Consider the following 19,923-nt stretch of genomic DNA (forward strand, 5'->3'; position numbering starts at 1 on the left):
GTCCTCTGCGCAGTACGACCTGACCTTTTCCAGAAAGCCCTTTCCTACTTGCGTGGGAAAGGGCTTTTCGCTTAAGGAAGCTTGCTACGTTTCAGAGGACGGATGGCTCCGCTTCGCTCGCAATGACACATTCAGTCACCTGAGCATATTACCCACATTAGCACCTGAGCACCTTAATACAGCAGCCCGTCGACGCTGTGGTGCTGCTCGCTGGAGAAGCTGAAGCCGACTTTGCTGCCGCGGCTGACCTGCTGGTTTTCAACTTTTTGCTTGACGGTGATTTTCTGAATGTCCTGCATGGGCGGGGCAATCAGGTCATTGTTGACGGCGGCAATCATGGCGCTTTCCACGAACAGGCGCATCATGTCGGGCGTGACGAGGTTATCGGCCATGTCGTTGTCGGGCAGCTCGAGCTGCTGCACGCCTTCGAGGAAGTAGTGGTTTTCGATGTTGATCAGCAAACGGCCTACCAGGTAGCCCGGGTCATTCATGCGCTGGTACTTGATGCTGTCGGCCATGAAGTTGTAGGCCATAATGTGGCCGAAAAACCGCCGCCGGAAGTCCTCTTCCACGTATTTCGAGGCCATGGGGCCATAGTCCTCGGCGAAGGTGACGATGTTGGAGTGCATCACGAAGATGAGCAGGTCGCCCGAGAACTTGATGTGAAACTCCATATCGTTTACGGGCCGGTACTCAATCAGCACGTTCGAGTCGACGGGCGTAATCTTGCGGCTGAGCTCCACGACCAGCTCCTGCGAGACGAGGCGGAGCATGTCGAAGGCGGCGCGGGTGTTGCGGAAGATGGCCTGCTTGGCAATAGACTTCTGCTGCAGGCCCTCGAAAATCTGGTCGAGGCGGTCGGCGGGAGCCTCGGCCGGCGAACCGGGCGCCGAGGTCGGCAGGTTGTTGGTGGCCGTAGCACCGGCCGTAGATTCCAGGCTTTTCTCGGCGGTGGGCTCGGGGGCCGACGTGGCCGGGGCCGCGGCCGGATTTTCAACCAGGGACGTTACAAGTGGCGGGGTCGTATGGGGCATAGAGCAGAGCAGTTCGATGAACAAAAAGACTACTTCAGAACCGGCAGCCGCCTGATTCTGAGGCATCCAAATGGGAATTTAGCACCCCGCAACCCGTAGTTGCAAGGCTATTCGCTGCTTTTACCTACGCAAATAGTCGGTTTCGCAGTTGTATCCAACTTCTTATTCCTGGTCTGCAATTGCCGCCGCGCTATGCTCGCCCAGGTGGGGCGGCGGGGCCAACGACGCAGCCCGGGGCCAGCTGCTGCTCTGAAAAGCCACCGTGCGCAGCCCCGCAAAACCGGCTTCCCCCGCCGGCAGCAGCATCTCCTGCCCCGACTCCCGGGCCAGGGCCTCCCCCACCGTGCGCACCGCCCCGGCCGGCACGCCGAGCTGTTCCAATGCCGCCAGCAGCTCGTCGCCGTTTACTTCCGCCATGCGGGCCTGCAGCAGGCTTTCCAGCGCCGCGCGGTGGGCTACCCGGGCTTCATTGGTCTGGAACCGGGCATCCTGGGCCCACTCCGGCCGGCTCAGGGCCTGGCAGAGGTGGCGAAACTGCCGGTCGGCGCCCACGGCCAGTACCAGGCTGCGGCCGTTGCCGGCCCGGTACACGGTGCCGTAGGGCACGATGCTGGGGTGGCCCGAACCCAGGGGCTGGGGGTCGTGGCCCGTGACGAGCCAGGTGGCGGCCTGGTTGGCCAACGAAGCCAGGGCACTGTCGAGCAAGAAAACTTGTACCAGGCTGCCCTGGCCGCTGCGGCAGCGGTGGTAGAGGGCCGTGAGCAAGCCTTCCTTGAGCTGGTGGGCGGCCAGCAGATCAATCAGGGCGACGGGCATTTTCTGGGGCTCCTGCCCGGGCTGGGCGTTGAGGTACATAAAGCCCGCCTCGGCCTGCAGCACCGCGTCGTAGCCGGCCCGGGCCACGGTGGGGCCGTAGCCGGTGAGGTGGGCATAAATCAGCTGGGGATTCTGCAGTTGGAGAGTGTTGTAGTCCACACCCAGCTTTTCGGCGTCGCCGGGCTTGTAGCTGGCTATTACCACGTCGGCGCGGGCGGCCAGCCGCTGCACCTGGGCCTTACCGGCTTCGGTGGTCAGGTCCAGCACCACCGACTGCTTGCCCCAGTTGGCGCAGCTGAAGTAGGCCGACACGTCGGTGGCGGCGGCTTCGGCGCGGGTTTTCCAGGTGCGGGTGACGTCGCCGGCCGGGGCTTCTACCTTGAGCACAGTGGCGCCCAGCTCGGCAAAAAACTGCCCTACCTGGGGCCCGGCCAGCACGCTGGCCAGCTCCAGCACCCGTAGGTCGGCAAACGGTAAGGGGGCGGCAAGGGGCGCGGCAGAACTGGAAAGCGGCATCGGTTGTTGGGCTCGTGACGATTGACTGAGGGCCTTACCCACTCCGGGTGGGCTCCGCCGGCAAATCTACCGGGTTTTACCCGTTGCCAACGGCCGGAGCCGAACTCGGCAGCAGGCCTAGGAAATCCTGTATATTTACTCCCAAATCAAGCGGTTCGCTGGCCGAAAAACAGGGTCAGCCTTTTCTCACCACTATTTCGCTGAACCTTGAAGTTTTCCGATTTTAACCTTCACGACGACCTGCTGGCCGGCGTGGATGCCATGAATTACCTGAATGCCACGCCCATCCAGGAGCAGGCCATTCCCAAAATTATTGAAGGCAAAGACCTGATTGCCTGCGCCCAGACCGGCACCGGCAAAACTGCCGCCTACCTGCTGCCCCTGCTCGACAAGATTTCCCACGCCAAGCACGGCACCACCTCCACCCTGATTCTGGTGCCCACGCGCGAGCTGGCCACCCAGATTGACGAACAGGTCACGGGCTTCGGCTACTTCGTGGAGGCCAGCAGCATTGCCATTTACGGCGGCGGCAAAAGCGAGAACTGGGAGCAGCAGAAGCGCGCCCTCACCAGCGGGGCCGACATTATCATTGCCACGCCCGGCCGGCTGATTGCCCACTTGCAGATGGGCTACGTCAAGTTTGACCAGATCAAGTACCTGGTGCTCGACGAGGCCGACAAGATGATGGACATGGGCTTCTCGGACGATATTCTCAACATCGTGCGCCAGCTGCCCAAGCAGCGGCAGACGCTGCTGTTCTCGGCCACGATGCCCAACAAAATCCGGGACTTCTCGAAGCAGATTCTCAACGAGCCCGAGGAAATCCGCCTGGCCGTATCCAAGCCCGCCGCCGGCATCGACCAGCAGTTCTACATGGCCTTCGACCGCCAGAAGATTCACCTGCTCGAACACCTACTCAAGACCCAGGAAGTACAGAGCATGGTGCTCTTCACCTCCCAGAAGGCCGCCGTGGCCGGCATCGTGCGGGCCATCAATAAGCTGGGCTACGTGGCCCAGGGCATCAGCTCGGACCGCACCCAGGAAGAGCGGGAGCAGATCATGCGCGACTTCAAGAACAAGCAGTTCCCGATTCTGGTAGCCACCGACGTACTCAGCCGCGGCATTGATATCGACTCGCTGAGCCACGTGGTGAACTACGACATCCCGCGCGCCGCCGAGGATTACGTGCACCGCATTGGCCGCACGGCCCGCGCCGCTACCAAGGGCACGGCCATTACCTTCATTGCCGACCAGGATCAGGACCGCGTCCTTAAGATTGAGAAGCTCATTGAGCGCGAGGTCGAAAAGCAAAGCATCACCGAGGCCCTGGGCCTGGGCGAGGCGCCCGAGTTTGACCCCAAACGCTTCAGCGGCCTGCGCGGCAAGATTGGCGGCCGGCCCGAGCGGGGTGGCCGTTCCGGCGGCGGCAGCCGCGGCCCCCGGCCCGAAGGTGGGGCTCCCCGGGGCGAAGGCGGCCGCCCGCCCCGCCGCGACGCCGACCCGAAAGACCCAAAGCACAAGGAGCGCATTGCCAACGCCCAGGCCGCGCTAGCCGCCATTGATGCGGGCGGGGCTCCGGCTGTGCCCTACCAGCGCCCGCCGCGCCCCGAGGGGGAAGCCCGCCCCCCGCGCGAGCCCCGGGCGCCCCGCCCCGAAGGTGAAGCCCGTCCACCCCGGGAGCCCCGCGCCCCGCGGCCGGAAGGTGAAGCCCCCCGTGCCCCCCGGGCTGAGGGGGAAGGCGGCGACAAGCCCAAGCGCCGCAAGCGCGGCGGCCGTAACCGTAGCGGCCGCGGCCCCCGCCCCGAAGGCTCCACCGAAACGACTCCGCAGGCTGCCCCCGCCGCGCCCAGCGCCGAGTAGACCATTCGCTAGCACCGCAAAAAGCCCCTGATTGCTCAGGGGCTTTTTCGTTTTCTACTCCGGCTATCCAAGCCCGTTACCGCGGCCAGAGCCGCCATTCCGGAATGCGAAATGACTAAAAAAGGCTTCCGCAACGCATTCCGCGTTTTAGAATGCGTCCCTGAACGTTCAGCAGGCCGCTCTGCATGTTGGAATGCGCCGCGGAAGCGCTAGAGCTTGAACTGGGCGCAGACTTTGACGCCGAAGGTGCGCACGTCGGGCAGGTCGCGGTAGGTGAGGCGGTGCAGGAAGTCGACGCGGATGAACTTGAGGATGTTTTCGACCCCGTAGCCCACCTCCACGTAGGGCGCGGCGCCCAGGGCCCGGAAGGTGGGCGTGGGCAGGCCGCTGGCGTCGATGAGGGGCGTGGTGCTGCGGTTAGCCTCGCGCAGGCTGCCTTGCAGTACATTGCCGGTGGCTACCAGGCGCCAGTCCAGCTTTTTGAGCAGGGGCACCGAGTTGATGAGCAGGCCTTCGAAATAGTGCTCGGCGTGCAAAGACACGTACCGGTCACTGACGAATTCGAAGTAGCCCATCAGGTTGTAGGCGTTGGAGGTGTAGATGGGCGACTCGTTGCCGAGGTGGGCCTTGAGCACCGGGTAGGGCACCGTGCTGGGGATGTAGCCCGCGTCGAGGACGTATTCGGTGCGGCCCAGCTGGCCCAGGGGCAGACTTTGGCTCACGGCCAGATTCAGCTTGTGGTAGGCGAAGTCGCTGCCGAGTACGTTGTTGAGGCCGGCCGTGTAGCGCAGCGTAAACACCGGCCACTTCATCAGGCCCACGGCCGTGCGGTGGTTCTGGTTCTGCACCAGCACTTCGCCCGGGGCGTAGCGCGACTCGAGCACCACTTCCGAGAGCTGAAAGCGGTGGGCCGTGGGCGCGGCCGGCGTTTGGTCGGGGCCGGTGTAGTAGGCAAAGTTGTAGAGCGGGTCGAAGCGCTGGTGGCGCAGGGTCACCTTCTGGGTGAAGTTGTGAAACAGGTCGGACTGGGCCGAGACGCTGGTTACCTCCCGCCACAGGGGCAGCAGGGGCTTGATGTTGCCGAAGCGGGCCGCCACCTCAAACAGGGGGCTTTCCAGGGCAATATCGTTGTCGAGCAGGGCCACCAGATCCACGTCGCGGCTGTGCTTGAGGCTGAGCACCGTCCAGTTGGGCCGGTTCACAATCCGGTCGGCCGACACACCGTACTTGAATTCCCCGTCGCGGGTACCGTAGGCCACATAGCCCTGGGCCAGCCAGTCGGGGCTCAGGTTGGGCGTGGTGCGCAGGCCGGCGCGCAGGCGGTTGCCTTCCACGTTATTCCAGTTGTAGCTGTAGGCCACGGGCCCAAACTCCACCAGCTCCCGCTTGCCCAGGGGCTGGTAACCATTCACGACCAGGTCGGCCACTTCCAGAAAGGTGCGGACCGAGGGCAGCTTGCCCACCGAGTCGAGCACGGTGAGGGTGCGGGCTTCCTGGGCCGAGAGCGTATCGGGGCGGTTTTGGGCCCAGAAGCCAGCCGGCACCTTCAGCGCGTCGGCGGCGGTAGCCAGGGGCTGGTCGTAGAAGGCCAGCTCCCGGGGCTTTTGCACCACGAAGGCCGAGTTGATGGTAGTAAAGCGCACCAGCAGGCCGGTTTGCTTGGGCGTGGGCTTGAGGCCTACCACGACTTGCGTGCGGCTCGGCAGCCAGGGCCCGGCGGCGGTGGGCGTGAGCTCCTGCTGAATCCGGATCTGGTCCACGAAGTTGATGTTGGCCTTGGGGTCCACGGTCAGATCCAGCTTGCGCAGGGCGTAGGTGCCGGTCGTAATCCAGATGCGGCCGGTGAAGGCCAGATCCTGGGCCCGGCGCGGAAACACTTTGAGCTGGTAGCAGCGGTCCTGCCCCACCATTACCGAGTCTTCCAGGTCGTAGTCGTAGGTAATGCGCCAGCCGTCGGCAATGGGAGAAATAAAGTCCTTGCCCATCACCACCTGCCAGTTGGGGTAGAAGTCGTAGTCCTGAAACGAGGAACCCAGCAGCTGCGACAACACCGTACCGTCGCGCGGGGCGGCCCCGTAGAGCTGGGAGTGGCGGATTTCTTCCCGCTCCCGCACCGGCCGGTGGCGCACGTAGTAGCGCGACACTACTTCCGAGCCGAACACGGGCACGGTGGGCCGGCCCTGGGCGTTACGCTCCATCTCCCCCATCGAGCCGGCCAGCTCGGTCATGTCACGGATAACCTTGCGCCGGGCCAGCCGGTCGGTAATATCCGACAGCGAGGCCTCAATGCGGTTGTAGCTGTCGAACTCGAAGGCCTCGAGCCGGGCCTTGTCGTTCTGGCGCTTGTGCTGCTGCACCCGGCGCAGAATGGTGAAGGCCGGGTTTTCGGTGGAGCGCACCACCACTTCGCCCAGCGACACGGCCGCCGAGGGCAGGGCCAGGTTAATAGTTTGGCGGGGCTGCCGCCCCACAGCCCGGCTCTTGGGCCGGAAGCCCATGGCCGAGGCCGAAATTGAGTCGATGGGCTGGGCCAGGCTGAGTTGGTAGCGGCCGTTGTCGTTGGCGGTGGTGCCCACGGTGCTGCCCTTCACGAAGACCGAGGCAAACGGCACGGGCTGCCCGGTGGCGGCCTCGGTGATTTGGCCGCTAAGGACCAGCTGCTGCGCTAGGCCAGGCGTCAGGTGCGTGAGCAGGCCCAGCGTGAGCAGGAGCAGCGAGAAAAAGAATTTCATGAAGTAGCGAAAAACAGCCGCTGCCGGGCACAACAATAACCAGGCCTTCGGAACAGCGCGCCAAGGCGAAATTGGATATACCGGTGAAGCGTCCCCGCAAACAAAGTTGAGCATGCTTGCCGGGAACCGTCTTAATGAATCGATAAACCGCAGGTCTTAATCGGCCAAAAACTCAATCAGAGGTATAGAATAGACGGAAAGGAAGGCCAGCCCCAGCAGCGTGGCATAGAACAGGGCTGAGTAAAACGTAGTTGTTTGGGAGTCAGAGGCGAGGCGCATAGCACAGCTCAACTTGAAAGTTTGCGGGAGCCTAAGCGCTTTGCTACCGGGCCTGAACAGGGCAGCCAAACGCTTCTGCAAGGGCAGCCCGCCCGGCGCGAGTAAGCACGCGGGAAACCGGGCGGCGCGGGGCCGCCAGGGGCTGCATCAGCTATTTCTTAATCTGGCCCGGGTGGGGCACCGCGGGAAGAAAGCCGCGGGGGCGGGCCGGGGAGCTGCCAGGGGGGTGGGTGGCGGGCTCGGCGGCAGAGGCTCTACACGTCCTATAAGTGACTAGCGAGAGCCCGGTTGGGGATATGCGTGGGTGAGAGGGTAGCGTTTAAATCAGTTTTTTACTGTTGGAGGTGGCTGATGATAGTTTCGCTCAGGGGTGAGACGGCCGGCCCAAAATAGTGAGTCAGGCGGCCGTCGGCACTAACCAAGTATTTGGAGAAGTTCCAGTCGGGCGCCTGCTCGTTCCAGCCGTTCTGCCGGGCTTGGGTCAACCACTGGTAAACCGGGTTTTGCGTTGCTTGTTTGACGACCACGCTTTTTTTCATCAGCGGAAACGACACGCCGAAATTAACCTGGCAAAACTGCTGAATAGCATGGTCGTCGGCCTGCTCCTGCTCCTTGAAATCGTTGGCCGGAAAGCCCAGGATGACCAGGTCGTCGGCAAACTGCTCGGAAAGCTGCTGTAGCTCCTCGTACTGGTTGGTGTAGCCACAGTTGGAAGCGGTATTCACCAGCAGCACCCGCTTGCCCTTCAGTTGGGAGAAATCCAGTTCCTGACCCGTATTGAGCGCGCCGGCCAGCTCGTAGAACGGCACGGGCGCGTCCTGGGTGGGTGGGCTTGCCAGTACCTTGCCGCGGCCGCCCGACTTGGAGAGGCGCATAATCAGCGGGTATAGCGCTTTGAGGAGTTTTTGGCGAAATGAAGGCATAGGCGAAGAGGTCCGGGCAAATCCGGCTGGAAGTGAGAGAAAATGGCGGCCCTCGGAGCACGAAGGCCTGGCAGTATTTCCCGGTTTCTGCAGTAGACGAAAAGCCGGCCCGGAAACTTTACGCCCGCGCAAAGTTTCTGCGTTTTAATTCTCCATCAGGTGGCGCTGCCCATGCAAAACCGGAGCAAGCGGCTCAAACGCCCCCTCCCCGCAGGGGCTGCTACCCCGACTGTGGCACCAGGCGAGCTGCCAGCCCGGCCCTTCCCTCCTGCCCTAAGCGTTGTAAAAGGCGGCGTAGTACTCCTCATAAAGTTGCTGCTGCACGGGCTGCAAATTTTCGCTTAGCCGGATAATGTCGGCGGCTACCTGTTCCGGAGGGCCGTGGCTAAGCCGGAAGCCTCCTGCGGACGAGGACCATGCTTCCTTGCCGGTGCCTTGAATCCGGAGGTCCAGCAACAGCTGTACTTGCGCTGCGCCGGAGGCCTTACCTACTCGCTGATAGAGCCCGATGGTCCACTGCACCGGGTTTTCCAACCTCTCCAATACAAACGAGCGGCAGACCTGGAACGGCAAGCGCGCCGGCCAGTCGGGCAGGGCGGTAAAGTGCCCCAACTCCTGAAAAAGCGCCTGGAGCAGCTGCGCTTCGGGGGCTGTATAGCCAGGTTTGCTGGCCAAAGGAGTGGACATGGCGGGGCCTCGTTTCGTAAATAACCAAACCTTTCCCTCGGCTCTTACAACTCAAACTTAGCTTCGAAGGCTGTATCCGGGTTGAGGACCACCGGGCGGGGTGCGGCCCCGGCCAGGTGCTTGCTCCACACCAGGCGGGCCAGCACCACCCCGGCGGGCGGCGCGCCGATTCCACCCAGCGGCAACATATCGGGGCTGGTAAACAGGGGCGTAAACTCTTCCCCGTCTTTGGAAAAGGACTGTATCACCAGTTGTTTGTGCTCTAGCTGAGCCTTATGCACCAAGGCATACACGCCTTGGTCCCGAACGGCTCCGACCAACTCAGCCCGGTCGCGCTGCTGGTCAAACAGACCCTTAAGCAACTCCTGCTCGATACCCCGCTCCTGCTGCCGGCTGAAAAACGGCAGGCCCTGCTCCCGCACGGTGGCAAACAGCTCGGCATCTTCCTGGGACGAGGCAAAGAACATCGGCGCCTGGGGCAGATACATCTGCTTGATAAACAAGCTCATCTTTTTGATGCCGTCCAGGTCACCCGTGTGCTCGACGCCCAGAAACAGGTCGTGGGTTTGGCTGACGGAGCTGTAGAGAAAGGCAAAATAGGCCGCCTGCATTTCCTGTTTTTGGTCGAAATAGCTGACCAGATCATCAATAAAGCTGCGGGGCACGGAAGATTCCATAACGAAAAAAACAGAAAGGAGAAACGGGAAAAGGCTGGGGCTACGGTGGAAATCAGGGGGCGGCGGCGGCCGGCGCCTAGTGGATCCAGTTAGCCGGCAATCAGGCGGTTGTGGTGAATGGCGGCCTGCTGCGCCTGGCCAATACGCCGGGCCAGCGCCTGCTCGTCGGCTACTTGGACCTGTACAATCTCGTAAATATTAACCTGAAAAAAGGCGCGTTCGGGCTCTTCTACGTCATACTGGTAGCGCATCTGGTATAAGGCCAAAAACTGCGCGGTACCGGCCGCATTGGCGTAGTAATGAACCCCGGGAAAAGCCGCCAGTTCGGCGGACAGCGGTTTTGCGCCGGGACGGGCAACGAGGTGATACTCGTAATACTGGCCCCTAGGCGTGTCTTCATTGTACGGCTGCAGCCACGTAAACATACTGGCCCGCTCGTCCAGCAAGGACTGGTCGCGCAGCTTATAGGTGCTCAAGGCCTGACCTTCTCTGAACCACTCCTTGTATTGCCAGTTCCACTCTATCTGCTCCCCCGTACTGGGACAGCGGTGCGTCAGTTGCCAGCCTTGGCCAGTATTGAACTGCACGGGCAGGGCGGTGTCCAGCGGCTGAGCAGGTACCAGGGGTTGACTGGCCACTGGTACTGGCGTAACGGCCCCCCCCTCGACCGGGGACAAGCGACGAAGTAAAGCGGAATGAGCTGGAGCTTCCATAGGCAAGAGGCGAATAAGCAGCGGTACACCAGCGGTACTGCCAAGCTGCCAGGAGGCTTAGTAGAGAGGATTGTGGTAAGCCGCTTCCAGGGCCTGGCGAACCAAACGCAGGAAACGGTTTTCATCTAGGTGCACCTGCACAATTTCGTAGAGGTTTACAAAGCTAGCGTCTTCAATTCCCCGCTCGTTGATGGCATAGCGCTGGGCGTACAAAGCCAGGAATTGCTCCCCACCGGCGGTGTAGTAGTGCAGATTGGGAATGCCTCCGAAAGCTTTCAACGGGGCAGCCGGTTTCACCGCCGGCTGCACTACCTGGTAGCTAGGTGGCACGGGCACGGTAGCATACAGCGGCTTGGCTGGCTCCACGTGCTGAAAAACAGCGGCCAGGGAATCTATTAGCGCCCGATTCGCAAAGCCTCGGGTACTCAGGCAAAGTCGCTGCAAATAACGAGTATCCCGAAACAGCTCCACCTGCCAGTTCCACTCGACGGGCTGCCCCGTCGTGGGCGAATCGTGCGTGACTACCCATTTGCGGCCCATAAAGAACTGGGTGGGAAGCAAATGCTGGGTCACGGTAGTTTCATGCTGCCAACCTAGCTCCTGCAACTCCTTATCCGGCTCCACTAGCACAGTAATATTACTTACGACTCCAACCCGCTCAATCGGCAGCGTTTCTGTTTGCATAAGCATGCCCTCGGTTCTCATGTAAGCTTTTTTGCCCTGTTATTAGGCAGTACTTTATAGTCTCCGCTGGGCGAGGAGTTCAGGGTTATTTTGGCAAAGTTGTTGGCCTGCATCTGCCTCCACTCCTCATACTTCCAGTTGTTACCAGCCGGGTCAGTAGTGGGAAAAGTTAACCGCATCTGGGTGCCGCCGCCGGGCTGGCCATACCAGGGAATTACTTCCGCTAGCTCCCCCTGTACCAAGTCCAATGGCACATCCTGTAAAATCTCAACGGTGTAGCCAAAAGCGTACTTGTCTTCAGCCCTGTCCAGGGCCCGTGACTCAAATGACTGCACCACTTTCGGGGTGCCTTCCTGGCCAATAGGTGACAGGAACGTACCGGCGAAAGTGACATCAAACTCGTCCCCAGGCTCCAGATCAACCCGGCCCTTAACCGGGTCAACCTTTTTGTCAAAAACGTCGCCCTGGTAACGGTCAAAAACGTCGCCTTTTTTCAATTGCACGTTTTGCCGCTGATACCCGCCATTGGCCGGGGGCCAATGGTCGTTCAGCGGTTTAGTTTTACCGTCGTCCGGATCTACGTAGTAACTGCTGCGCACCAAATCTTCTACGGCTTTCCAATGTGGTACTGAGGGCTTGCCTGGGGCCGAAGCGGCCGAAGCCGCGTTAAAGAGCCCATAGATTTGCTCAATAACCTCCGGCGGCTGCATGTGCTTGGCGCCCTTGATAGTTTTGGCAAACTCAGTCAGAGTGTATTCCGCCACAAAAGCCTTGGCCGCGGCGGCCGGAGAAGCTACTGCTGCTGCCGCCGCCAGGGCCAGGGAGGGCACGGCGGCCAGGCTCGGCAGCTTGGCCCCGCCGATGGCCGCCAAAGCCGGGGCCGCCGGGCCGCCGGCCAGCAGCTCAAACTCGGGCGCGGTAATGGTCAGCTGGCAGGTATAGGCCCCGTTTTCGGCGTCGGAGGCGCGGAACGCTTCCTCGTAGTGCACGCACTGGCCGGCGGCAAAGGAAATGGTTTCGCGCGGCAGGCGGGCCTGGGAGTCGTCGTAGAAAATGACTTGACCGGCCAGGGGTTTGAAGGGCGTGGCGGCCCAGCTCAGCAGCAGCTCGGCCCCGTCGTCGGGCACGTCGAGCAGCAGCTGCAGGGGCCCCTGCCGCACCCGGGCCGCAACCCGGCCCCGGGCATCGGTGGTCTGCTGGAAGCTGTAGGAGCACTGCAGCATCGGAATTGCAACACCTTCCAGATGAAGCTCAGCATAAAAGGAAGCCATAGGAAATCGGGGATAAGCGTAAGAATAGCGTTGGCAATATAGAAACTTACGCCCAGCCGGCCCGGCCGGATACTTCTACGGCGGCCGGGCGGGTCTTCGGGTCAGCAGCTTACCGGTTTAGCCCAGCACCTGGCCCAGGCCAAAGAGCAGGGTAAAGACCAGCGTGGTCAGGGCCATTTGCTTCAAGAGCGGGTCGAGCTGCATTGAATCCTGGCGCTGCCACACGGCACGGGCGTTGCGCAGCAGCAGCGGGGCGGCCAGCAGAAACAGCCACTGCCAGGGCGAGTGATACGTGAAAGCCACGTACACGATGGCCGCGCCCAGGCCCAGCACCAGCAGCAGCCAGTGGTAGCGCCGGGCCCGCACCGGCCCGAGGCGCACCGGAATCGTGATTTTGCCGGCCAGCTCATCCGAGCGAATGTCGCGGATATTATTCACGTTGAGCACGGCCGTGGCAAAGCAGCCCAAAGCCGCGGCGGGCAACAAAATACCCAGGGGCAGCTCCCGGGCCTGCAGATAATACGTGCCGCAGACGCCCACCAGCCCAAAGAAGATAAATACCGACAAGTCGCCCAGGCCGGCATAGCCGTAGGGCTTGGAACCGGCCGTGTAGTTGACGGCGGCCCAGATGGCACTCAGGCCCAGCACCAGAAACGTGAGAAACACCCACAGGCCCGAGAGCCCCAGCGCCACCCACAACAGACTGATGCCCGCCAGAAACGACAAAATGCCGAACACAGCCATGCCCTTCTTCATCTGGGCCGGCGTGATGGCGCCCGACTGCACGGCCCGCTGCGGACCTTCACGGTGCACGCTGTCGGCCCCGTTCTGGGAGTCGCCGTAGTCGTTGGCCAGGTTGCTCAGAATCTGGAGCAGAATGGTGGTTAGGGCAGCCAGGCCCACGACTGCGCCGCGAAACTGCCCGTGGGCCGCGGCCAGAAAGCCGCCCATCATGATGCTGGCCAGGGCCAGGGGCAGGGTGCGGGGCCGGAAGGCCGAAATCCAGGCTTTGGCCGGGCTAGCGGCCGGGTTGGGCGAAGGGGCGGAAGAAGTCATAGGCAACACAAGAAAGTCATTCCGAACCTGCCGAGGTATCCCGCTTGAATCGTTGCAATAGCAATTATATGCCATTGCACGCGAGATGTCTCGCTAAGGCTCGACATGACGTTCTACTGAGAAGAGCGCAAAAAAATTACTGCAGAATAGCGGCTACCAGCTCGTCGCTCATGGGCTTCACCTTCGAGGGGTAGAAGCCCACCACGTGGCCCTGCTCGTCGATGAGGTACTTGCAGAAGTTCCAGTCGGGGGCATCACTGATGGCGCCGTTCCGGGTTTTGTCGGCCAGAAACTGGTAGAGCGGGGCCGTGTCGTCGCCCTTCACCGATATTTTGGCAAACATGGGGAAGGTCACCCCGTAGTTTTTCTCGCAGAAAGTGGCAATCTGCTCGTTGGAGCCCGGTTCCTGCCCCCCGAAGTTGTTGGCCGGAAAGCCCAGCACCGCCACCCGGTCGCCGTGCTTTTTGTAGAGCTCCTCCAGCTCCTTGTACTGGGGGGTGTAGCCGCACTCCGAGGCCACGTTCACGATGAGCAGCTTTTTGCCCTGGAACTGACTGAGCGGCACATTCTTGCCATCAATAGTTTGGACCGTGAAGTCGTACACGGAGCCGCGGGCAGCGGTTTCAGAAGCGGGGCTGGTCATGGGGCTGGTAGTAGCGGGGGAAGAAGTAGTAGTATTCGAGGATACGCCGCAGGCGCCCAGGGCACCGAGCAGCAGAATCAGGGCAGCTTTCATAGCAGGTAGGTTAGGTCGGTGGGCGCCACAGCCGGCTGCTGCAGCGTAACTCCCCGGCGCGGGGCAATGTTTTTGGCGCTGCCAAGGTACTGGTTTACTCGGGTCCGGCTGGCAGCGTGGCCCGGGCGCGCCAGGCGCCTAGGTGCGCTTCTCGGTCAGCCACTTTTCCAGGTCGGTGGGCACGTAGGCCAGCATCTTGTCGAGCAGGCCGGCGGGTGAGTCGTCCTGCTGGAGCTGGGCGCGGTTTTCGGGCCGCAGGAAGCCTTCGGTTACCATGTGGTCCAGAAACTGCAGCTGGTGGTTGTAGAAGCCCTGCACGTTGAAGACTCCGCTGGGCTTTTTGTGCAGCCCCAGCTGCCCCCAGGTCAGGACCTCAAACAGCTCTTCCAGGGTGCCGAAGCCGCCGGGCATGGCAATAAAGCCCTCGGCCAGGTCGGCCATCAGCAGCTTCCGCTCGTGCATGCTTTTCACGACGTGCAGCTCGGTCAGCCCCCGGTGGGCCAGCTCCTTGTCGGCCAGAAAGTCGGGAATGACGCCGATGCTCTTGCCGCCGTTACGGATGACGCTGTCGGCCACGGCGCCCATCAAACCCACCCGGCCCCCGCCGTACACCAGCGTGATGCCGCGCTGGGCCAGCTCCTGCCCCATCAGGTCGGCCTGCTGGCGGTACACTTCATTGAATCCGGGGCTGGCCCCGCAGTAAACGGCAACGCTTTTCATATCGGTAGTGTGTGGTTGAAAGGTGCAAAAAAAGCCCCTCGTTTCGCAAAGAGGGGCTTTTCAGTAAATTTACATCCGCTCCGGCACCTCGATGCCGAGCAGCTTCATGCTAGCCTTGATGGCCCGGCCCGTTTGCACCGACAGCGCCACGCGGAAAGCCCGCTTGGCCTCATCGGGCTCCTGCAGCACCTGCACTTCGGCGTAAAACCGGTTGTAGGCCTTGGCCAAATCGTAGGCGTACTGGGCCACAATGGCCGGCGAGAAGGTGCGGGCCGCCTCGGTTACCACGGTGGCGTAGCGGGCCAGCTCTTCAATCATTTCCCGCTCCGACTTCTGCAAGTCGCCCAGGCTGGAGAAATCAGTGCCGACGGTGACACCCAGTTGCTCGGCCTTGCGACGGAGCTGGGCAATCCGGGCGTGGGAGTACTGAATGAACGGCCCCGTGTGCCCTTCCAGGCTCACCGATTCCTCGGGGTTGAACAGCATCCGCTTCTTGGGGTCGACTTTGAGCAGGTAGTACTTCAAAGCGCCCAAGCCCAGGGTGTGGAAGAGCTGGGCCTGCTCGTCGTCGGTCAGACCTTCGATTTTGCCTTTTTCCAGGGTAGCCGCTTGGGCCGCTTCCACCACTTCGCGCACCAGCTCGTCGGCGTCCACTACGGTTCCTTCCCGGGTTTTCATCTTGCCCGTGGGCAAATCGACCATGCCGTAGCTCAGGTGGTGAATGGCGGCGGCGTAGGGCTTTTCCAGCTTCTGGAGCGTGGCCTGCAGCACCTGCATGTGGTAGTTCTGCTCGTCGGCAATGACGTAGATGCTCGAGTCGTAGTGGAAGTCGGCGTACTTCAGTTCGGCCGTGCCCAAATCCTGGGTCAAATACACGCTGGTGCCGTCCGAGCGGAGCAGAATCTTCTGATCGAGGCCTTCGGCGGCCAAATCCACCCAGGTCGAGCCGTCTTCCTTGCGGTAGAACAGGCCCCGGTCCAGGCCTTCCTGCACCCGCTCCTTGCCCAGCAGGTAGGTGCCCGACTCGTAGTAAAACTTGTCGAAATCGACGCCGATGGCGGCGTAAGTGGCGTTGTGGCCTTCGTAGACCCAGCCGTTCATCTGCCGCCACAGGCTGACGACTTCTTCGTCGCCGGCTTCCCACTTCTGCAGCATGTCGCGGGCTTCGAGCATCAGCGGGGCCGAAGCCTTGGCTTTGTCTTCGGCCACGCCTTCGGCCACCAGCTGCTGCACCTGCTCGCGGTAGTGCTTCTCGAAGAGCACGTAGTACTTGCCCACCAGATGGTCGCCCTTGATACCGTCGCTCTGGGGCGTTTCGGCGTGGCCAAACCGCTGGTAGCCCAGCATCGACTTGCAAATGTGAATACCCCGGTCATTGACCAGATTCACCTTCGAGACGGTGGCGCCGGTGGCTTTCAGAATCTCGGCCACGGAGTAGCCCAGGAAGTTGTTGCGCAAATGGCCCAGGTGCAGGGGCTTGTTGGTGTTGGGCGAGGAATACTCCACCACCACGTTCTGGGGGCCGCCGGTGGGCACGGGCGTGCCGTCGGGCTGCTGCACCAGGCCCTGGAACAAACTCAGCCACTGCTGGTCGGCCACTTCCAGGTTCAGGAAACCCTTGACCACGTTGAAGCCGCTGATACGGGGCTCGTTAGCGGTTAGCCACTCGCCCAGCCCCTGCCCAATCTGCTCGGGACCTTTGCCCAGGGCTTTGGTCAGGGAAAACGTAACGAGCGTAAACGAACCCGCAAATTCCTTGCGGGTGGGCTGAATCACGAGCTGGTCGGGGCCGACCGTAACGCCAAAAACCTGCTGTATGGCCGCGCTCAGCGCCGCTCTGATGTCCTGTTCGAGTTGTTGCACGGGGTGCTGGGTTAATAAGGAGCTCCGCCGTAGGCTCCGGGAAATCCGGCGGAAATGCTGGCGCAAAAGTAACGGAACCCGCGCCGGGTTCAAACTACAACCTGCAACGCGCCGCTGGCGCCCGCCCAACCGATCTTCCGCCCGGTCATCCTTCATCTGGCGTGCGCAGAGTGAAGGACCTTTCTCCCCTCGTCCACTGCCGGTTCTACTATGCAAAAAGCCCTTTACCAGCTGTGGGCAAAGGGCTTTTTAGATTTACGCAGAGGTGTCAGAACCGGGAAAGAGGTCCTGCGCTATGCTTACAAGATTCAGCCGGCAACATAGTTTACAACTGGTATTCACTATTGTTAATTTTCGTCAGTTGTATACCGAAGCTCAGTATACGGTTTACAAAACAACAAGATCATGTATACCTAAAACACCTCAAGAAAGTATACTTACTCCATTTTTTCAGAGCAACGTTTACCCTATTCAATCCTCTTGGAATCAGCGGGAAGTTCTTACCGGCTGGTTACGTCTTCCATCTTGAGGCGCTCCAGGATAGCGTCCGTGGAAGCTTCCAGAATATCAAAGGCGTTTTTGGCCATGGTATTCTCGTTGTCGAGCGTGGGGTTGATTTCCACCATTTCGAAGCATACCACCCGGTCGTTGTCGAGCAGGGCGCGGCACAGGCTGACGGCTTCCTCCACGTTGAGGCCGTCCACGACGGGCGTGCCGGTGCCTTTACTGAAGCGCGAGTCGAGAGAATCCACGTCGAAGCTGATGTAGACCAGGTCGCAGAAGCGCAGCCGCTCGTAGATTTCGCGGGCTACCTGCCGGGCGCCTTTGGCCTTGAATTCGGGCAGCTTGAAGTTTTTGATGCCAAGCCGGTCGATAACGGCGTCTTCCTCGTGCTCGGTGTCGCGCACCACCACGTACACCAGATGCTCAGGACTGAGCTTGGGGCCGGCCTCGCCCAGGTTCTGGAGGCGGCGCCAGAAAAACTCGGTTTCCGGGTCCAGCTCGTTGCGCTGGCACTCGCGGTTGTCCTCGTTCAGGGCCATGGCCAGCGGCATGCCGTGAATGTTGCCCGAGGGTGTGGTGTAGGGCGAGTGGATGTCGGCGTGGGCATCAATCCAGACCACGCCGAGCGTCTTGTAGGGATTGGCCGCCTTGATGCCGGCAATGGTGGCGGCGGCGTTGCTGTGGTCGCCGGCCAGCACGACCGGGAATTCGCCGAACCGGAGCGTTTGCTCCACGGTATTGGCAATGGCCTTTTGCACGGTGTACACCGAGTCGATGTGCTTGGCAAACGGGAAATGGTTTTTGTCGAACAAGACGTGGTTCTGATCCGGCACGGCTACGGCGTTGAAGCGGCGGAAATAATCGGAACCTTTGTTCAGGCAGGCAATCCGAAGGGCATCAACCCCCAGACTGGCCCCACGAGTACCGGCCCCGAGTTCGGAGCGGACTTCGATGAGCTTGATGCGGCGCATACTTACATGGGCAGAAAAAAGTTAAATGGTTCTGATGCTTGCCGATTGATGGGCCCCCCGACCCCCTCAGGCTTGGCGCGGACGGACCTTCCGCCGCGCACAACGAACAAAGCACAACCAAAACCCCGCGGGCGGGGTATCTTTGCGGGCACTAAGTTCGGAAAGTTGGTTGTCAGTTGCTAGTTGTCAGTTGCAGTATTGTTCTGCTTACTGGCAATCAACTACTTCACTAACAACCGACAACTAGCAACTGACAACTAACCCCGTCAATGGATACCTACCACGACCTGATTTCCCAGACCTTTGATTTTCCGACCCAGGAGTTTCACGTCGAGCAGAACGAGCTGCGCTTCCACGACATCGACCTGATGGCCCTGGTCGAGAAGTACGGCACGCCGCTGCGCCTCACCTACCTGCCCAAAATATCGTCCCAGATTCAGCGGGCCAAGGAGTGGTTCCGGGTCGGCATCGAGAAAACCGATTACCAGGGCCAGTACTCCTACGCCTACTGCACCAAGGCCTCCCACTTCAGCTTCGTGGTGGAAGAAGCCCTGAAAAACGGCGTCCACATCGAAACTTCGTCCTGGTTCGACACCAACATCATCCGGGCCATGTACGACAAGGGCCGGGTGACCAAGGACACCTACATCATCTGCAACGGCTTTAAGCCCGAGGCCTACAAGTCGGAAATTACGCGGCTCATCAACGACGGGTTCGTGAACTGCATGCCCATCCTGGACTCGCCCAACGAGGTGGAGTACTACCACGACAACGTGCGCGAGAAGTGCAACCTGGGCATGCGCCTGGCTTCCGACGAGGAGCCGCGCTTCCAGTTCTACACCTCCCGCCTGGGCATCCGCTACGCCGACGCCATTCCGCTCTACGAGCAGAAAATCAAGGATGACCCGCGCTTCGAGCTCACGATGCTGCACTACTTCATCAACACCGGCATCAAGGACACGTCTTACTATTGGTCGGAGCTGAGCCGCTTCGTGCACAAGTACTGCGAGCTGCGCAAGGTGTGCCCCACCCTAACGACCATCGACATCGGCGGCGGTTTGCCCATTCAAACTTCCATTCAGAAGGAGTACGACTACCCCTACATGATTGAGGAGATTCTGCGCACTATCAAGCGGATCTGCAGCGAGGAAGGCGTGCCCGAGCCCCACATTTTCACCGAGTTCGGCATTTTCACCGTCGGTGAGTCGGGCGCTACCATCTACAGCATTCTGGACGAGAAGCTGCAGAACGACAAGGAGCTCTGGTACATGATTGACGGCTCGTTTATCACCAACCTGCCCGATACCTGGGCTCTGAATCAGCGCTTCATTATGCTGGCCCTCAACGGCTGGGAAAAGAAGTACAAGAAGATTCAGCTCGGCGGCCTGACCTGCGACTCTCAGGACTACTACAATGCCGAAAAGCACATCTACCAGGTGTTTTTGCCCGAGCGCAAGCCCGCCACCGACGCCCAGCCGCTCTACGTGGGCTTCTTCCACACCGGGGCCTACCAGGAAAGCCTCTCGGGCTACGGCGGCATCAAGCACTGCCTGATTCCGGCCCCGAAAATGGTGATTCTGGACCGCGACGCCGACGGCAACCTCACCGACCGGGTGTTTGCCGAGCAGCAGGAAGGCGAATCGATGATGCGGATTCTGGGCTACCAGAATTAAAATAGCACACTAAATTTCTGGTCCGGATGGTTGAAGGTCCGGACCAGAAATTGTACTTTTGGTGCTGAACTAGTTTCTCTTACAACACTTTTGGTTTTTCTTGGGATGAAAAAGCTACTCTTATTGGCCTCCGTGGCCCTACTCGGTCTGAGCGCGTGCAACAAGACGAAATGCCCTGCTTATAGCAGCACTAAAGCCGCTAACCGCG

The 19,923-nt window shown here is 61.0% G+C and carries 17 protein-coding genes; 2 read left to right on the plus strand and 15 right to left on the minus strand.

The annotated features are described in order from the left end of the window. Window positions 1-173: 173 nt before the first annotated feature. Together CLV45_RS13505 and CLV45_RS13510 are read right to left on the minus strand one after the other, a co-directional pair. The gene (locus tag CLV45_RS13505) at window positions 174-1,034 is read right to left on the minus strand and encodes a hypothetical protein (protein ID WP_245882848.1); all 861 of its coding nucleotides are present in this window, start codon (window positions 1,032-1,034) and stop codon (window positions 174-176) included. Window positions 1,035-1,196: 162 nt separating this feature from the next. Beyond that, window positions 1,197-2,366, minus strand: coding sequence for a CaiB/BaiF CoA transferase family protein (locus CLV45_RS13510; protein ID WP_100336872.1), 1,170 nt, complete (start codon window positions 2,364-2,366; stop codon window positions 1,197-1,199). Between the two features lie 261 nt (window positions 2,367-2,627). Between CLV45_RS13510 and CLV45_RS13515 the strand changes: the two genes are divergently transcribed. Beyond that, window positions 2,628-4,226: a DEAD/DEAH box helicase gene (locus tag CLV45_RS13515; RefSeq protein ID WP_170061867.1), complete on the plus strand. Its 1,599-nt coding sequence runs from the start codon at window positions 2,628-2,630 to the stop codon at window positions 4,224-4,226. Window positions 4,227-4,435: 209 nt separating this feature from the next. Here the strand turns inward: CLV45_RS13515 and CLV45_RS13520 are convergent, their stop codons facing one another. The 13 genes from CLV45_RS13520 to CLV45_RS13580 all read right to left on the minus strand — a co-directional run bounded on the left by CLV45_RS13520 (window position 4,436) and on the right by CLV45_RS13580 (window position 18,042). Then, on the minus strand, window positions 4,436-6,958 hold the full coding sequence (locus CLV45_RS13520) for a DUF5686 and carboxypeptidase-like regulatory domain-containing protein (RefSeq protein WP_157807475.1): 2,523 nt from the start codon (window positions 6,956-6,958) through the stop codon (window positions 4,436-4,438). 156 nt (window positions 6,959-7,114) lie between these two features. Further along, window positions 7,115-7,237 (minus strand): hypothetical protein, encoded by a 123-nt coding sequence (locus CLV45_RS25475; protein WP_262496876.1) that lies wholly within the window; start codon window positions 7,235-7,237, stop codon window positions 7,115-7,117. A 332-nt stretch (window positions 7,238-7,569) separates the two neighbouring features. Then, a complete protein-coding gene (locus CLV45_RS13530) occupies window positions 7,570-8,112 on the minus strand; it encodes a glutathione peroxidase (RefSeq protein ID WP_245882849.1) in 543 nt (180 codons plus the stop codon). A gap of 321 nt (window positions 8,113-8,433) precedes the next feature. Next, on the minus strand, window positions 8,434-8,847 hold the full coding sequence (locus CLV45_RS13535; RefSeq protein ID WP_100336877.1) for a hypothetical protein: 414 nt from the start codon (window positions 8,845-8,847) through the stop codon (window positions 8,434-8,436). A gap of 44 nt (window positions 8,848-8,891) precedes the next feature. Then, window positions 8,892-9,524, minus strand: coding sequence for an SseB family protein (locus tag CLV45_RS13540; RefSeq protein WP_100336878.1), 633 nt, complete (start codon window positions 9,522-9,524; stop codon window positions 8,892-8,894). 89 nt (window positions 9,525-9,613) lie between these two features. Beyond that, window positions 9,614-10,201: a hypothetical protein gene (locus CLV45_RS13545; RefSeq protein ID WP_157807476.1), complete on the minus strand. Its 588-nt coding sequence runs from the start codon at window positions 10,199-10,201 to the stop codon at window positions 9,614-9,616. Window positions 10,202-10,294: 93 nt separating this feature from the next. Further along, a complete protein-coding gene (locus CLV45_RS13550) occupies window positions 10,295-10,921 on the minus strand; it encodes a hypothetical protein (protein ID WP_157807477.1) in 627 nt (208 codons plus the stop codon). A 17-nt stretch (window positions 10,922-10,938) separates the two neighbouring features. Continuing rightward, window positions 10,939-12,192, minus strand: coding sequence for a type VI secretion system tube protein TssD (tssD, locus tag CLV45_RS13555; RefSeq protein WP_157807478.1), 1,254 nt, complete (start codon window positions 12,190-12,192; stop codon window positions 10,939-10,941). Between the two features lie 117 nt (window positions 12,193-12,309). Next, window positions 12,310-13,248, minus strand: a complete 939-nt coding sequence (locus CLV45_RS13560; protein WP_100336882.1) for a 1,4-dihydroxy-2-naphthoate polyprenyltransferase — start codon at window positions 13,246-13,248, stop codon at window positions 12,310-12,312. A 136-nt stretch (window positions 13,249-13,384) separates the two neighbouring features. Further along, window positions 13,385-13,984, minus strand: a complete 600-nt coding sequence (locus tag CLV45_RS13565) for a glutathione peroxidase (protein WP_100336883.1) — start codon at window positions 13,982-13,984, stop codon at window positions 13,385-13,387. A 138-nt stretch (window positions 13,985-14,122) separates the two neighbouring features. After that, complete coding sequence (locus CLV45_RS13570) at window positions 14,123-14,704, minus strand: LOG family protein (RefSeq protein ID WP_100336884.1); 582 nt, start codon at window positions 14,702-14,704, stop codon at window positions 14,123-14,125. 69 nt (window positions 14,705-14,773) lie between these two features. Next, complete coding sequence (argS, locus tag CLV45_RS13575; RefSeq protein ID WP_100336885.1) at window positions 14,774-16,567, minus strand: arginine--tRNA ligase; 1,794 nt, start codon at window positions 16,565-16,567, stop codon at window positions 14,774-14,776. A 500-nt stretch (window positions 16,568-17,067) separates the two neighbouring features. Then, window positions 17,068-18,042, minus strand: coding sequence for an arginase (locus CLV45_RS13580; protein ID WP_100336886.1), 975 nt, complete (start codon window positions 18,040-18,042; stop codon window positions 17,068-17,070). A 269-nt stretch (window positions 18,043-18,311) separates the two neighbouring features. Between CLV45_RS13580 and CLV45_RS13585 the strand changes: the two genes are divergently transcribed. Beyond that, on the plus strand, window positions 18,312-19,715 hold the full coding sequence (locus CLV45_RS13585) for a type III PLP-dependent enzyme domain-containing protein (RefSeq protein WP_100336887.1): 1,404 nt from the start codon (window positions 18,312-18,314) through the stop codon (window positions 19,713-19,715). Window positions 19,716-19,923 lie beyond the last annotated feature (208 nt).

The organism is Hymenobacter chitinivorans DSM 11115, assembly GCF_002797555.1.
Classification (GTDB): Bacteria; Bacteroidota; Bacteroidia; order Cytophagales; family Hymenobacteraceae; genus Hymenobacter; species Hymenobacter chitinivorans.

Coding starts and splice junctions, on each gene's coding strand:
- CLV45_RS13550 (WP_157807477.1), bottom strand. CDS start 10,921: ATGCAAACAGAAACGCTGCCGATTGAGCGGGTTGGAGTCGTAAGTAAT.
- CLV45_RS13535 (WP_100336877.1), bottom strand. CDS start 8,847: ATGTCCACTCCTTTGGCCAGCAAACCTGGCTATACAGCCCCCGAAGCG.
- CLV45_RS13520 (WP_157807475.1), bottom strand. CDS start 6,958: ATGAAATTCTTTTTCTCGCTGCTCCTGCTCACGCTGGGCCTGCTCACG.
- CLV45_RS13570 (WP_100336884.1), bottom strand. CDS start 14,704: ATGAAAAGCGTTGCCGTTTACTGCGGGGCCAGCCCCGGATTCAATGAA.
- CLV45_RS13530 (WP_245882849.1), bottom strand. CDS start 8,112: ATGCGCCTCTCCAAGTCGGGCGGCCGCGGCAAGGTACTGGCAAGCCCA.
- CLV45_RS13585 (WP_100336887.1), top strand. CDS start 18,312: ATGGATACCTACCACGACCTGATTTCCCAGACCTTTGATTTTCCGACC.
- CLV45_RS13560 (WP_100336882.1), bottom strand. CDS start 13,248: ATGACTTCTTCCGCCCCTTCGCCCAACCCGGCCGCTAGCCCGGCCAAA.
- CLV45_RS25475 (WP_262496876.1), bottom strand. CDS start 7,237: ATGCGCCTCGCCTCTGACTCCCAAACAACTACGTTTTACTCAGCCCTG.
- CLV45_RS13515 (WP_170061867.1), top strand. CDS start 2,628: ATGAATTACCTGAATGCCACGCCCATCCAGGAGCAGGCCATTCCCAAA.
- tssD (WP_157807478.1), bottom strand. CDS start 12,192: ATGGCTTCCTTTTATGCTGAGCTTCATCTGGAAGGTGTTGCAATTCCG.
- CLV45_RS13580 (WP_100336886.1), bottom strand. CDS start 18,042: ATGCGCCGCATCAAGCTCATCGAAGTCCGCTCCGAACTCGGGGCCGGT.
- CLV45_RS13505 (WP_245882848.1), bottom strand. CDS start 1,034: ATGCCCCATACGACCCCGCCACTTGTAACGTCCCTGGTTGAAAATCCG.
- CLV45_RS13540 (WP_100336878.1), bottom strand. CDS start 9,524: ATGGAATCTTCCGTGCCCCGCAGCTTTATTGATGATCTGGTCAGCTAT.
- CLV45_RS13510 (WP_100336872.1), bottom strand. CDS start 2,366: ATGCCGCTTTCCAGTTCTGCCGCGCCCCTTGCCGCCCCCTTACCGTTT.
- CLV45_RS13565 (WP_100336883.1), bottom strand. CDS start 13,984: ATGAAAGCTGCCCTGATTCTGCTGCTCGGTGCCCTGGGCGCCTGCGGC.